We start from the raw sequence: 14,900 nt of genomic DNA, 5'->3' as shown, positions 1-14,900 counted from the left end.
ACACGCTCATTATCATTACTTTGCAATAGCGAGCGATGGCTTGCTAACATATCCCTGATATTTCAAGATGTTCTGATGATAAATTTGATATTCATTTTTAGACAACACCTGTTTTTCACATTAACGCTGCTGTTTTCAATAGCGTTACAGGCACAGGAAGCTAAACTTCCCACCAAATGGACGGTTTCTGCTGCTACGGTAAAAGTGCCTTTCCCAGATTATCCACGGCCACAGCTGCAGCGCAAAGATTGGCTCAACCTAAACGGCAGCTGGGATTACATTGGTGGAAAGAATGCATCATCGGCCCAGGCGCCTAAGCAGGCCATAGAATTCTCTGGCAAAGCTGAAAAAATCCTGGTTCCTTACTGTCCTGAATCTTTTCTCTCTGGCATTGAGCGTAAGCAGGAAATTAATATGTGGTATAAACGGGAGTTCGAGATCCCTGCTAACTGGAAAGGAAAAAGAGTTATTGCACATTTTGATGGTGTGGATCACAATGCAACGATATTTGTCAACGGAAAACTTGCCGGCCGCCATTCAGGTGCTTATGATGCTTTTGGTTTTGATATCACCACGTTTTTAAAAACTGGTTCCAATACCTTGATCGTAGCAGCCTATGATCCCAATGATGGAAAAGCACCTTCTGGCAAAAATGGTCCGCGAGGCGATTATACTTTCAGTTCAGGTATATGGCAAAGTGTGTGGCTGGAGCCGGTTGCCAATACGTATATCGAACAGATCCGCATTACGCCCGATGTGGAAAATAAGCGGCTTATTCTTTCAGCTAAAGCAGCTGATGGCCAGATCGAGGCTACCGTATTTGAGGGAAAAAAAGCCGTTTCGCAGATAAAGGGGGCAGCTGGAACCCGGTTATTTCTCCCGATAAATCAACCAAGGTTGTGGTCGCCGGATGATCCTTTTTTATACGACCTCAAAATTGTGCTCAAAGATAAAAACGGAAAAGTAACCGACGAGATAATGAGTTACTTTGGGATGCGTGATATTAGGCTGGGTAAAGTAAATGGTGTAGTAAGGCCGCTGCTGAACGGGAAGTTTGAGATGCAGGTGGGTTTACTGGATCAGGGCTACTGGCCAGATGGGATTTTAACCGCACCAACTGAAGAAGCGCTGAAATCTGATCTTGAGTTTACCAAGAATGCAGGTTTTAACCTCATCAGAAAACACATGAAAACTGAACCAAAACGTTTCTATTATCTGGCCGATAAAATGGGGATACTGGTATGGCAGGACATGCCCGCCATGTGGTACCAAAACGAGGATACATTGAAAAATCGAAGCGTTTTCAGAAAAGAACTTAAAGCGGTAATGGATGATCTCTACAATTCACCATCAATTATCAGTTGGGTACCCTTTAATGAAAACTGGGGTGCATTTGATGTTAAGGAGATTACCGCCTGGGTAAAAAAATATGATCCATCCAGACTGGTTAACGGCAATTCCGGGTTTAACAATAATCCCGGGTATCAGAAACCACTGGGCGACCCTGGAAATGGCGATTTTGTAGATACGCATATTTATATTGGCCCGAACGGGGCATCACAACCAGATGAAAATCGCGCCGCTTCATTGGGAGAATATGGTGGTGTCGGACTTTTTGTGAGGGGGCATATGTGGCCGGTCGAAAATAATGCATACGGATACGAACCGACTGTTAGTGCGCTTACGGATCGTTATGTACTGCTGATGCAGCAGGTTGAGCAGTTAATGCGTTATAAAGGCCTGAGCACAGCCGTTTACACCCAGACTACAGACGTTGAACACGAAATAAATGGTCTACTTACCTATGATCGCGAGGTGGAAAAAATGGATATCAAACGTGTAAGGGAAATTAACCAGGCAATTATCGAATCTGGCAGGACCCTTGGTACAGCTAAAAAAGATGATCGCCTACAAAAATAATGTTTTTGCATTTTTTTGTGGATGTTCAATTCCCGTCTGGAAGCATGATATAATTGCTTAAAAATGATTATGTTTGGTTTCGCAACCCACCTAATCATTGAATATCGAAAGAAATAATGAGCATGACCATGCCCTTTTTGACTTATTAAAGCAAGGAGATGAGGTTGCGTTTGGCAAAATTTATACGTTGTATTGGATCGAACTCTATAATGCAGCCTACAAGCGCCTGCCCGAAAAAGAAAAATGCCAGGATATCATTCAGAATATTTTTACCGACCTGTGGAACAGAAAAGCTGAACTCGATTTAGAAAATCCGGTGGCTTATCTGCATACGGCGGTACGGTTTCAGGTGTTAAAACATATTGCCAGAAGTCCAAAAAACAGCTTTTTTGGGGAATCTTTCGAAAATAAGTTAATTTCTCCTTTACAGGCCGATGGCATACTATTAGAAAAAGAAGTGGCCGAACTAATAACCTTGTTCATCAAAGCACTTCCTGAAAAACGCCGTAAAATATTTGTAATGCATTATTTTGAAGGGTTATCTACAGCCAAAATTGCTTTTGAACTTAATATTTCGCAAAAAACCGTTCAAAATCAGTTGACTGTTGCCACACAAGCACTGCGTTTAAGGCTTACACATCTCTTTTTGTTTGTTTCGGCTGTAATCGCTGCCATTTCCTGATAAATTTAAGTTCTTTTTTAATTTTTTTTAAAATATTTTAATTTTCTTTTGGGATATTTTATGCTTTCCGGTACATCTATATAAAGCCGGAAAAAATGAACGCCTTCAAACCTCAAAAAGAATTACAAAAAATCATTCAGCGTTATGTGTCGGGTACGGCTACGGCAGATGAAATTATTTTTGTAGAAAAATATTATCAGTATTTAGACAAGAATGCTGATATTCTTGATCAGCTTAATACCGAAGAAATAGCTAAAATGGCTGCTGATAATTTCTCGGAGATTAATGCTAAAATTAATGTAGATCAAAAACGTAAAACCATCCGTTTATATCAGTATGGCGCAGCAGCGGCTATTTTGCTGATTGTTTTTGGACTCACCTTCGCTTTTTTTCATCAAACCAGACCATTGCTCAAGCCTGAATTGGTTACTCAAAAATCCCTGGATATTCTCCCAGGTAAGGATAAAGCTGTTTTAACCCTCGCTGATGGTTCAAAAGTTGTTTTAGATGAACATACAGCCATTAATATTAGCGAAAAAGATGGTCTAAAAATTTCAAAGACAAAAGAAGGCCAATTGCTATATACTGTTTTAAACCAAAGCAATCTAAAATCAGGATCAACAATTGCCTATAATACCATCCAAACGCCTAAAGGTGGTCAATACCAAGTGATTTTACCGGACGGCACAAAAGTTTGGCTAAATGCTGCATCTTCCTTAAAGTATCCGGAAGTATTTAGTGGGAACGAACGTAGTGTAGAACTTATGGGAGAGGCCTATTTCGAAGTAGCTAAAAATAAGGCACAACCTTTCCATGTCAAAAGTCATCAGCAGGATGTGGAAGTGCTGGGTACACATTTTAATATCAATAGCTATTTAGACAACAATACCATTAAAACTACTTTACTCGAAGGCCGTGTTCGGGTCAGCAAAGGCCAATCCGTAAAGATTTTGAAACCGGGCGAGCAAGCCATTGCAGCGGTTTCGGGTAACGGTATCAGGCTGGCAGCTGATATAGATACAGATGACGAAACGGCATGGAAAAATGGTTTGTTTCAATTTAACAATGCCGACCTGAAAAGCATTCTGAAGCAATTAGAAAGGTGGTACGATGTTCAAATCGATTATCGAAGTATCCCGAATAAAAAATATAACGGTATGGTTCCACGTAAGGCCAAACTATCTGAAGTATTAAAAATGCTGGAGAAGACCGGAAATATCAGGTTCGAAATAGGCCAGGGAAAGAAGTTAACCGTATTGCCAGAAAAATAGTTGCCTATCACAGCCAGGCTTTCTCAATTAACCCACAAATAACCTAATCAATTTAAATTTAAACCAAACTGAATGTATGAACTTTTACACTCAAAGTAATCGGCCCAATGCCTTAAAGGCGGCAGGGCTGGTTACAAGTTATTTTAACCTAACCTGTATTAGAACAATGAAACTTTTTGTTGTTTTAATAACGGTTTTATGCTTACAGGTTAGTGCATCGGCATTTTCCCAGAACATTAGCATAAACCAAAAAAACGTGCCTCTTGTACGTGTTCTGAAAGAAATTAAGAAACAAAGCGGTTATTTTTTCCTGTATGATGCAGATTTGATTCAAAAACTGGCAAAACCGGTAACAGTTGATGTTAAACACGCCGAAATCAAAGAGGTACTGGCACAGGTTTTAAGATCGCAGCCTTTTAGCTGGGAAATTAAAGAAAATACCATTTTAATTATGCCCCTTGCCAGGAGCAACAATGTTAAAGCGATTGATGTAACCGGTAAAATTGTCGATGAGAATGGAAACCCAATGCCTGGCGCATCGGTAAAGGTTAAGGGGCAACCGGCTGCTTCAGTTACCGATAGCGATGGAAATTTTATCATTAGAAATGTAGACGAAAATGCGGTATTGGTTATTTCATACATTGGTTACACGGATAGAGAAGTAATGGCAAAGCCACAGATGGGTACGTTGAAATTAACGCCATCAGCAGGCACTTTAAGTGATGTGGTGGTAACGGGTTATACCAACTATACTAAAACACAATCAGCTGCAGCGAGTTCTTTGGTTACTGCTGATAAAATTAATACAGTTCCGGGATTAACAGTTGATCAGATTTTACAAGGCCGTGTACCTGGAATGAGTGTAATTTCTACCACCGGACAGCCGGGTCAAAGTGCATCAGTTGTCATTCGTGGTATTGGAAGCGTGAATGGTTCATCCACGCCATTATTCGTGTTAGATGGTATGCCGATCGAAGCCGGCTATTTCCAAACCATTAACCCGGAAGATATTGAATCGGCAACGGTGTTGAAAGATGCATCCGCAAAAGCACTATACGGTTCAAGAGGATCGAATGGCGTGATTGTGCTTACGAGCAAAAAAGGTAAGGCAGGCAAAATTGCGGTTAATTATACTTCACAATATGGTTTCTCTAATTTAAGCAGGCCAAATTTCGAGATGATGAACACTGCTCAGCGTTTACAGTTCGAAGAGGAAATTGGCGCAACTTTCGGTCGTAATCTCGGCCCGGGCTGGACATACTCTCCTAAAAACCCAACTTACGCTGCAGGAACCGCAGCATCACGTGCACGGGCTGATTATATCATCGACAGTTTAAAGCAGATCAATACCGATTGGAGAGATATTTTCTTCCAGCGCGGTAAGTTTCAGGAACAACAAGTGAGCATTAGCGGTGGAAATGATAAACTCCGGTTTTACAATTCATTAAACTATTATAGTCAGGAAGGTGTGGCGAAACGTACCGGATTGGATCGTTACTCATTAAGAAGTAATTTAGATTTTAATGATGGTAAATTTAGCGGAAGTACCAATGTGTCTATTGGCTATTCGCAATCAAGCTTTACTGAAGGTGAGGGCGGAACAGGCGCTGGTACGGCTATGGCTTCGGTTTATTATGCTTTGCCTTACGAAAAACCCTATGCATCTGACGGTACATTGGTACACCCGGGAAACAGATCCCAATATTTCATCTTAGATCAGCGTGAAGGAAGTCAGGCTTTAGAACGTTTACTGAATTCATCAGATAAAACAGAACAATTAAAATCCATCATCAGCACCGCTTTTGCCTATCAGATTTTACCTGAATTAAAAATAACGACCAGGGCGGGTATTGATTACCGTCAGTCAACTGACCAGCAATTCATTAATCCGGATTCTTATTATGGATCAAGAAGTGTAGCCAATACATTAGGCGGAAAAGGTCGTTTAACTGATGCGAGCAGAAGAAACTTTAATATTATTTCAACTACCGGCTTAACTTACGCGAAGAAATTCAATGACCTTCATGACTTTGAAGCTTCTGCTTTTTATGAATACGTTTACAATAATTACAATTCATTTGGTTTCAGTGCTTACGGTATCGATGGTCGTTTACCGGAAACACCGGCAGGTGCAACAAATGGCAGCGCGACATTTTTGCCAAGTACCACTGGTGGAAAAACTAAAAATGCCCTGGCATCTATCATGGGCGTAGCCAGATATACTTACAATGATAAATATACCTTAACAGGAAGCTACCGTTACGACGGATCGACAAGGGTAGCACCGGCAAATAAATGGCACGGTTTCTATTCATTCGGTGCAAACTGGAATGTTAAAGGAGAAGAGTTCTTAAAGAATAATGAATTAATTAACGATTTACGTCTAAGAGGAAGTTATGGTATTACAGCAAGTCCGTTCGGTGGCGATTTCTTGTATTTACCAACTTACGCAGTGAATACCTCTTATGGCGGTGCCCCGGCATTAAGAGCAACTACCCCGGGCAATGATGCTTTTGACTGGGAATACGTGAAAGAATTCAATACTGGTTTTGACTTAGCGGTATTCAGCAATAGGTTACGCGTTACGGTTGATTATTATAATAGAAAAACTACTAATATGTTCATCAATCAACCACTTTCGGCAACATCGGGCTTCCTTGAGTTAAACCTGAGTGCTGGTATCATGAGAAACAGAGGAGTGGAGTTTGATGTAAGTGGAGACATAGTCAAAAACCGTGATTTTATCTGGACTATTGGCGTAAATGCCGGTTATAACAAAAATAAAATTTTGCATGTTACCGATTTGGTAGATTCCTATCCTGATGGTGATACGCGAATTTTAAAAGTAGGGATGCCTTATGGCACTTATTATGCACCAGATTGGGCAGGTGTAAATCCGCAAACAGGAGAACCTCAGTATTATAACCTTGATGGATCGATCACAACAGCCTATAATGTAAACACACAAAGCAACACCAATTCCGGAAGTTTATATCCAACATTTACCGGAGGTTTTAATACTTCATTAAGCTACAAAGGCATTACTGCATCAGCATTGTTTTCTTTCGTATCAAACGTAATGCGTTGGAATAACGAAGATTTTTATAATGAAAACCAGCGATATGCAACCAGTAACCAAACGGTTAGGATGCTCGAAAACAGGTGGCAGGTTCCTGGAGATACAGGAAATGACGCGATTTTACAAAAATTCGATCTTCCAAGAAACTTCACCTCAAAAGATATTCAGGATGCTTCATTCCTTAGATTGAGAAATGTAAATGTGGGTTATTCTTTACCAAAAAGTTTATTGGAGAAAACTAAAATCATCAGAGGTGTTAAAATCTTCGTTCAAGGACAAAACTTATTTACCTGGACAAAATGGAGAGGTTTAGATCCGGAAAACAATGCTGTTTATGGCCGCTTCCAATATCCTAACACCAGAACCTACACAGCAGGTTTAAACGTTAACTTTTAATAATTACAGCAATGATTAATAAAATATCTCAAATATACGTACTGCTATTTTCGTTGTTAGTTTTAACATCGTCTTGCGGAAAATTGGATTTGGTTCCAACAGATAGCATATCACCAGATAAAGCTTACAGAAATATCAATGATATCAATTTAGGTGTTCTTGGTGCTTACGCGCTTTTGGATGGTGCTACCATTGGTGTAGTTTCTACCGTTTCTGATGAAGCTACGTTTCCAACAGAAAATACGGTCGGAAATAGCGATGCTTTCAGGTGGCTTTACAATTCAGGTAGTGGATCCGTGACGTCTCAATATTATACATTTTATGTTGCGATAGACCGTATAAACAGAACCCTGGCCGGTTTAGATGCATTAACATTAACAGGTGCCGACGCTGTAACTGGTGCCCGCTACCGAGGCGAGTTGCTGGCTTTGCGCGCTTATTTCCACTTCGAGTTGCTTCGTCATTATGCCTCATCTTATCAAACAGGTGCCTTAGGTGTGCCTTACATGAAAGCCTCAGCCATTGTTTACCCCGCAAGAGACAATTTTGAAGTAGTTGTTGCCAATGCAAAAGCAGATTTAGTGGCCGCAAAACCATTAATTCCAACAACTTTTACAGATAAAACCCGTATTACAAAAGCGGCTGTTTCAGCGATACAGGCCAGATTAGCTTTGTACGAAAAAAACTGGAGCGAGGCAATTACTTATGCCAGCGAAGCCATTGCAGCTTTTCCACTCGCTACAAAAGCGCAATTTCCTGGTATCTGGACAGATGCGAATGATAGTGAAGTCATTTGGAAAGCAAAACGCGTAGGAACTACAGATTCACGTTTGGGCGATTTTTATTTCCGACAAACAGGCGGAATTGTTTTATATGCTCCGGCATTTAAGTTGATCAACGCTTTTGATAAAGTGAACGATATACGTTATAGTGCATACATCAGATTTGACGCAACAAGAACTGGAACCCGATCACAATATCTGGTCAATAAATATATTGGTGGCACTTCAACAGCCCCTGGTTTAACTGATGTTAAATTATTCCGTACAGGAGAAATGTATTTGATTAAAGCTGAAGCAGAAGCAGAATCGACAGGTGATGCCTTTGGAGATTTAAACACCTTACGTAGTGCGCGTATCAATGGATATGTGACTGCTGCTTTCACCGATAAACCAACTTTAATCGCTGCTATTTTAGAAGAGCGCTACAAAGAACTGGCTTTCGAAGGGCACCGCTTTTTCGATTTAAAACGAAGAGGTTTGCCGGTAGTCAGGCTGGCAGCTGATGCCGCAAATGCATCTGGAGCCATCACCCTGCCCACTACGCAGGCGCAGTATGCATTCCCGATTCCTGCTGCAGAAATCTCAGTAAACAAGCAAACCGTTCAAAATCCTAACTACTAAGTACCATTGTCCAGAGGCATGTTCGCATGCCTCTGGGTTAATATATTTACAATGAAACCGTCCTTTTTTATCATTTTATTGGCTTACTGCTTTTCGGTTATGGGATGCAGTAAAGCAACCGAAACACCAATACCTTCTTCAACAGGTAATGCCACCAATACACCTGTGGCCAAACTCAGGCCAGCTTCAATCGGAATTGTTGGCGATAGTGCCAATGTGGTAAAATCAACCAATGGCGGTATGGTTTTAATGGGTGGCGGAGCCGATGTGGAAGCTGCTTTCAGGTGGATGATAGCCAGAAGCGGGGGCGGTGATGTGGTTATTCTCCGTGCAAGCGGAACCGATGCGTACAACCCTTTTGTAAATGCCCTGGGTATCGTTAATTCTGTCGAAACCCTGTTAATCAACTCCAGGGAACTGGCCAATGATGATGGGGTTGCCTATATTATCCGCAATGCAGAAATGGTTTTCATTGCCGGTGGCGACCAGTCTGATTACATGAAATACTGGAAAGGCACCAAAACAGAACAGGCCTTAAATTATTTGTTGAATGATAAAAAAGCACCCGTTGGTGGTACCAGTGCAGGCTGCGCTATTTTGGGTGGTTTTTACTACAGCGGCGAAACCGGTGGCTTAACCTCTGCACAGGCATTGGCAAATCCGTACCATACCAATGTTACCCTGTATAATAACGATTTTCTGAAAGTGCCTTATTTACAAAATGTAATTACCGATCAGCATTATTTAACCCGCGATCGTGAAGGAAGATCGGTGGTGTTTTTAGGGAGGATTAATAAAGATTTTTCAGTTCAGGCTAAATGTATTGCTGTAGACGAGCGTACAGCTGTGTGTATTGATAAAGACGGAATGGCTAAAGTTTTTGGTGATGATTCCGTAACCAGACCTTACAGTTATGCTTACTTCATCTCTTCCGATGCCGGTAAACAACCAGAGCAGTTCGAAGCAAACCAGAAAGTAAATTGGAACAATAACGAAAAAGCTGTTTCTGTTTACGAAATTCAGGCCTCTGTTAATGGTGGTGGAAGTTTTAATGTTGCTACCTTTAAAGCAAATGAGGCCAGCGGTGGAAAATGGTATGCATGGTGGATCGATAACGGAGTTTTAAATAAAAAAGATCAATAAAATAAAATGAAAGCATTGAAATTATTTGCGGTATTACTGTGTACTGTGTTGGCATTGAATGTTGCAGCACAGCAGAAAAAATATGTAATGGTGATCCACGGTGGTGCAGGTACCATTTTAAAGAAAAACATGACGCCAGAGAAAGAGGCTGCTTATGTAGCTGCGTTAACAAAGGCTTTGCAGGCCGGTTATGCAGAAATTAAAGCCGGAAAATCCAGTCTCGACGCTGTTGAGGCAACCATCCATGTTTTGGAAAACGATCCGCATTTTAATGCCGGTAAAGGAGCAGTTTTTACTCATGATGGCCGAAATGAACTGGACGCCGCCATTATGGACGGAAAAACCCTGATGGCAGGAGCCGTTGCTGGTGTCACAACCGTTAAAAACCCCATTTCAGCAGCAAGGGCGGTAATGGAAAAATCAGAACATGTGATGATGGTGGGTTCGGGGGCCGATCTGTTTGCAAAAGATGCCGGACTGGAAATTGTAGATCCTAAGTATTTCTGGACAAAGGAACGTTGGAACGGTTTGCAGGAAGCCATTAAAGAGGATTCTACTAAAGCAGTTTTAGATCATGGCAGTAAAAAATCAGGATTGCTTGGCATCAAAAACCACGATTATAAATTCGGCACTGTAGGCTGTGTGGCTTTAGATCAAGCAGGCAACCTGGCAGCAGGAACATCAACAGGTGGTATGACCAACAAAAAATATGGAAGGGTAGGCGATGCGCCGATTATCGGTGCAGGAACTTATTGTAACAATGAAACAGCAGGTATTTCGTGTACCGGCTGGGGCGAATTTTACATCCGCAATGTGGTAGCCAAAACCATTTCCGATTTAATGGAATACAAAGGTATTTCGGTAGCAGAAGCTTCGAAAATTGTATTGGACAAAGTAGGCAAAATGGGTGGCGACGGTGGTTTGATCGCATTAGATAAAAAAGGTAATGTAGCCATGCCTTTTAATACTGAAGGCATGTACAGGGGCACCATAACCGCAGATGGAAAAATTGAGGTAAATATTTACAAATAATGAAGAAACTATTTTTGATGACATGTCTGGTCAGCCTTTCATTAATGGCGGCTGCCCAGGGAAAGCCTGAAGGTAAGCTGTTTATCATCGGAGGTGGCGATCGGTCAGATGCGTTGATGCAAGAAATGCTGAATATAGCTTCACTAAAAGCGAACGATTATATTATTGTGTTGCCAATGGCTAGCGAGGTGCCTGATGTAGGCTTCGGAACCCTTTCTACTCAGCTAAAGAAGCTTGACAACCGGGCGATCAGGAATTTTAACTTCAACAAACATGATGTGAATGATAAAAAATGGATCGATTCCCTTACTGGGGCAAAACTGATTTATATTTTAGGTGGCGACCAGAACCGTTTTATGAAATCGGTACTCAATACCCCTGTTTATACTGCTATTCATAAAGCCTATCAAAATGGGGCAACTATTGCCGGAACAAGCGCCGGAGCTGCGGTAATGAGTAAGTATATGATTACCGGCAAACAGCTTTTGGATACCGTTTATAAAGAAACTTTTAACAAACTATGGGATAAAAATATCGAATTTGCTGAAGGAATGGGTTTATTGCAAAACACCATTATCGACCAGCACTTTTTAAAACGCAACCGCTATAACCGCTTAATTTCTGCTTTAGCCGCCCATCCCGATCTGGTTTGCATAGGTATTGATGAAAGCACAGCAATCATTGTTCATGGCAATAAGGCAACAATTGCAGGCGAAAGTCAGGTCGTTCGTCTGGCCAATCCAAAAGACATCAAAAAAACAGATAAAGGGCTGTTAAAATTTAAACAGGCCGATTTTGGTATTTTTACCGCAGGTGATGTGATTAACATTAAACCTTAAATCGTACTTGCTTATATCTTAAATACAGGCCTATCCAGAGAAATCAGGATAGGCTTCTTACTTTCTGGCCGCAGATTACGACCTAATTGAAACCCTGTATGTTAAACTAACGGCAGTAATAAGCTATTTGTTAACAATATCGAGCAAGTAAAATATATATTGATTTTAATGTAATATATTTACCTTTTCATTTACCCTTTCTAGGTACCAAGTTAACCCCTTGCTTACCTTTTCTTTACTTATTCGTTACCTATTGTTTAGCTATTCATTACCTATTGTTTACCTATTGCTTACCTGGAAGGTAAAGCCAGAGGCTGCATTGAGCCATTTTTGGGTCAGCCAGGGTTAATGCTGGCCATAAGCAGGTATATCAATAGGTTAAGGTGCTTGCACTTGTTTTTAAACGAATGTAAATACTGTAGCTTCTCGCTTTAACTTTAAGACTCTACGTATAAATCAGAATAGGTTTTTCTTTCAGGTTACTTTAGATTTTTATACAGGATTTAGACAGAAAGAAAAATTACCTTATCTTTCATTTTTCTTAAATCATAAATGAAAAAGATTTTCTCCAATTTAACAGTTCAGGTTTTAGTTGCCATCTTCATAGGGATCTGTGTGGGTACTTACTTTCCTGGCTTCGCACCAACAGCCAAAATGATCAGTGAAGGTTTTATTAAGCTCATTAGCATGTTAATTGCCCCGATCATATTTTTTACCATTGTTTTGGGCATCGCACACATGGGCGATATGAAAAAGGTTGGCCGGGTTGGTGGTAAGGCACTGTTATATTTCGAAATTGTAAGCACGGTTGCCATTGCCATTGGTTTGCTGGTGGCGAATATCTTAAAACCGGGTGCAGGCATGGTAGCCAAAACTGGTGATGCTACAAAAATCGCAGGATATGCCGAGCAGGCAAAAGAGATGAATTGGGGAGAATTTTTCCTTCACATCATTCCACATAATGTAATGGCTGCTTTTGCAGAGGGAAATATTCTGCAGATTTTGCTGTTTGCCATTCTTTTTGGTTATGGATTGAACAAGCTGGGGGCTGATGGAAACAGTGTTTTAAATGCTTTCGATAAAATCTCGAATGTGCTTTTTAAAATTATGAAGCTGATTATGCGATTAGCGCCAATCGGAGCTTTTGGTGGGATGGCTTTTAGCATTGGTACGCATGGTTTGGAAAGCATCCTGGGAATGGCAAAGTTGATGGGCTCAGTTTATTTAACTTGCATTTTATTTATTTTTATTGTGTTAAATGCCATTTGCCGCTATTATAAATTCAGTCTTTGGCAATACCTGAAATACATCCGCCAGGAGATATTAATCGTATTGGGTACTTCCTCTTCAGAATCAGCTTTGCCCAGTATGATGCAGAAAATGGAAAGCATAGGCTGTGATAAATCGGTGGTGGGTTTGGTTATTCCAACAGGTTATTCTTTTAATCTCGATGGTACAGCCATTTACCTGGCCATGGCAGTGATATTTCTCTGCCAGGTTTTTCATGTCGATTTAACATTAGGTCAACAGATTACTGTTTTAGGGGTACTTATGGTCACTTCAAAAGGGGCAGCAGGTGTAACCGGAAGTGGTTTTATTGTATTGGTATCAACCCTCACCGCCTTAAAAATGATGCCGATTGAGCACATTTCTATTTTAATTGGTGTAGATCGTTTTATGAGCGAGGCAAGGGCCATTACCAATGTAATCGGAAACGGCGTGGCCACTATTGTAATTGCCAAAAGTGAAAACCAGTTCGATGAAGAAAAATATCTGAAGGCCATTCAACCTGTAACCATAGAAAAGGGTAAGGAAGGTTAATTTGGAGTTGAGCGTTTGTCGTAAGGCGATCAGGAAGTCGAAAGCAAACGGTTAGTTTGGAGTTGAGTCTAATCCTAACTAAAAACTCCGAACTCCCAACTTCAAGCTAATTCGATTGTTTTTCAAGCCTTCTAGCCTTTAACCTTCCCACCCTCAACCTTTTTCCGTATCTTTGCAGCAGAAACAGGCAACACAGCTTGTTTAGTTAATCCATAATACATTGGCTCAAGAAGAACAAAGTAACCGCAAAGAAAAAAGCGAGTTACATCCACGCAACAAACACCGTTCGCGTTACAATTTCAAACAACTTACTGCCGCTTCAAAAGAATTAAGACGTTTTGTTTTTAAAAACGAACATAACGACGATTCAATCGATTTTGCTGATCAAAATGCCGTAAAAGCACTAAATAGGGCGCTGTTGAAATATTTCTACGATATACAGCAATGGGATATCCCACAGGATTTTCTTTGTCCGCCTATTCCCGGCAGGGCAGACTACATCCATTACATTGCCGACCTGCTGGGATCAAGCAATAAAGGTAAAAATCCCAAAGGGCCTAAAATCAACGTGTTGGATATTGGTGTAGGGGCTAACTGCATTTACCCGATTATCGGTCATCAGGAGTATGGATGGAGTTTTGTGGGGTCGGAGATTGATCCACTTTCAGTTGAATCGGCAAAACGCATTATCGAAGCCAATAAGCCATTGCAGGGTGCAATAGAAATCCGCCAGCAATCATCTAAAATGGGTATTTTCAGGGGGATTGTAGGTAGAACTGAGCGTTTTGATGCCGTGGTTTGTAACCCACCTTTCCATTCTTCCTTAAAAGAAGCTGAGCAGGGTACCCGCCAAAAATGGCGCAACCTGGGGGGAAATGAAAAAGAAGTAAAACATGTATTAAACTTTGGAGGCAATAAGGCCGAGCTTTGGTGTCCTGGAGGCGAACGTGCCTTTGTGGAGCAGATGATTATCCAGAGTGCGCAGATTAAAAACCAGGTGTTATGGTTCAGTTCACTCGTTTCAAAAAGCGCAAACCTAAAAAGTATTTATAATGCTTTGGTTAAAGCAAATGCTTTTGAGGTGCGTACCGTTATCATGAGCCAGGGCCAGAAAATAAGCCGCTTTGTAGCCTGGACTTTTCAGGATGAAAGAGCACAGGATGAATGGGTAAAAGGATGGAAGGTCTGAGTTTGGAGTCGGCAGTTTGGCGTTGTTAGTTTTGGGTGCGTAATCTAATCAGATGATACAGTAATGCCGGGTGGATATCATCATTTGGCATTTTTTTTAATTACTTCATTAACTGCCAACTGAAA

10 protein-coding genes are annotated in these 14,900 nt (G+C 40.9%); all 10 read left to right on the top strand.

The genetic code is table 11. The features are described 5' to 3' along the window. Window positions 1–75: 75 nt before the first annotated feature. The 10 genes from ACIQXP_RS08760 (at window position 76) to rlmF (ending at window position 14,775) form a co-directional block, all read left to right on the top strand. On the top strand, window positions 76–1,920 hold the full coding sequence (locus tag ACIQXP_RS08760) for a glycoside hydrolase family 2 protein (protein ID WP_293744237.1): 1,845 nt from the start codon (window positions 76–78) through the stop codon (window positions 1,918–1,920). 97 nt (window positions 1,921–2,017) lie between these two features. Continuing rightward, window positions 2,018–2,602 carry an RNA polymerase sigma factor gene (locus ACIQXP_RS08755; RefSeq protein ID WP_387505243.1) on the top strand — a complete coding sequence of 195 codons (585 nt, stop codon included), beginning with the start codon at window positions 2,018–2,020 and terminating at the stop codon, window positions 2,600–2,602. Between the two features lie 95 nt (window positions 2,603–2,697). Then, window positions 2,698–3,873: a FecR family protein gene (locus ACIQXP_RS08750; RefSeq protein ID WP_387505242.1), complete on the top strand. Its 1,176-nt coding sequence runs from the start codon at window positions 2,698–2,700 to the stop codon at window positions 3,871–3,873. Window positions 3,874–3,949: 76 nt separating this feature from the next. Continuing rightward, the gene (locus ACIQXP_RS08745) at window positions 3,950–7,348 is read left to right on the top strand and encodes a TonB-dependent receptor (RefSeq protein WP_387505241.1); all 3,399 of its coding nucleotides are present in this window, start codon (window positions 3,950–3,952) and stop codon (window positions 7,346–7,348) included. 11 nt (window positions 7,349–7,359) lie between these two features. Further along, window positions 7,360–8,751, top strand: a complete 1,392-nt coding sequence (locus ACIQXP_RS08740; RefSeq protein WP_387505240.1) for a RagB/SusD family nutrient uptake outer membrane protein — start codon at window positions 7,360–7,362, stop codon at window positions 8,749–8,751. 51 nt (window positions 8,752–8,802) lie between these two features. Continuing rightward, window positions 8,803–9,894, top strand: coding sequence for a cyanophycinase (locus ACIQXP_RS08735; RefSeq protein WP_387505239.1), 1,092 nt, complete (start codon window positions 8,803–8,805; stop codon window positions 9,892–9,894). Window positions 9,895–9,900: 6 nt separating this feature from the next. Next, window positions 9,901–10,926, top strand: coding sequence for an isoaspartyl peptidase/L-asparaginase family protein (locus ACIQXP_RS08730; RefSeq protein ID WP_387505238.1), 1,026 nt, complete (start codon window positions 9,901–9,903; stop codon window positions 10,924–10,926). Next, entirely contained in the window at window positions 10,926–11,765 is an 840-nt protein-coding gene (locus ACIQXP_RS08725) for a cyanophycinase (RefSeq protein ID WP_387505237.1), read from the top strand. The genes ACIQXP_RS08730 and ACIQXP_RS08725 overlap by 1 nt, the downstream gene beginning before the upstream one ends. Before the next feature lie 552 nt (window positions 11,766–12,317). Further along, window positions 12,318–13,586 carry a C4-dicarboxylate transporter DctA gene (dctA, locus tag ACIQXP_RS08720; RefSeq protein WP_387505236.1) on the top strand — a complete coding sequence of 423 codons (1,269 nt, stop codon included), beginning with the start codon at window positions 12,318–12,320 and terminating at the stop codon, window positions 13,584–13,586. Between the two features lie 220 nt (window positions 13,587–13,806). Further along, the gene (rlmF, locus tag ACIQXP_RS08715) at window positions 13,807–14,775 is read left to right on the top strand and encodes a 23S rRNA (adenine(1618)-N(6))-methyltransferase RlmF (RefSeq protein ID WP_387505235.1); all 969 of its coding nucleotides are present in this window, start codon (window positions 13,807–13,809) and stop codon (window positions 14,773–14,775) included. Window positions 14,776–14,900: the final 125 nt, after the last annotated feature.

It is taken from the genome of Pedobacter suwonensis, assembly GCF_044762335.1.
GTDB lineage: Bacteria > Bacteroidota > Bacteroidia > Sphingobacteriales > Sphingobacteriaceae > Pedobacter.
Note: the sequence above shows the minus strand (reverse complement) of the source record. Positions and strands in the feature narration are given on the sequence as shown.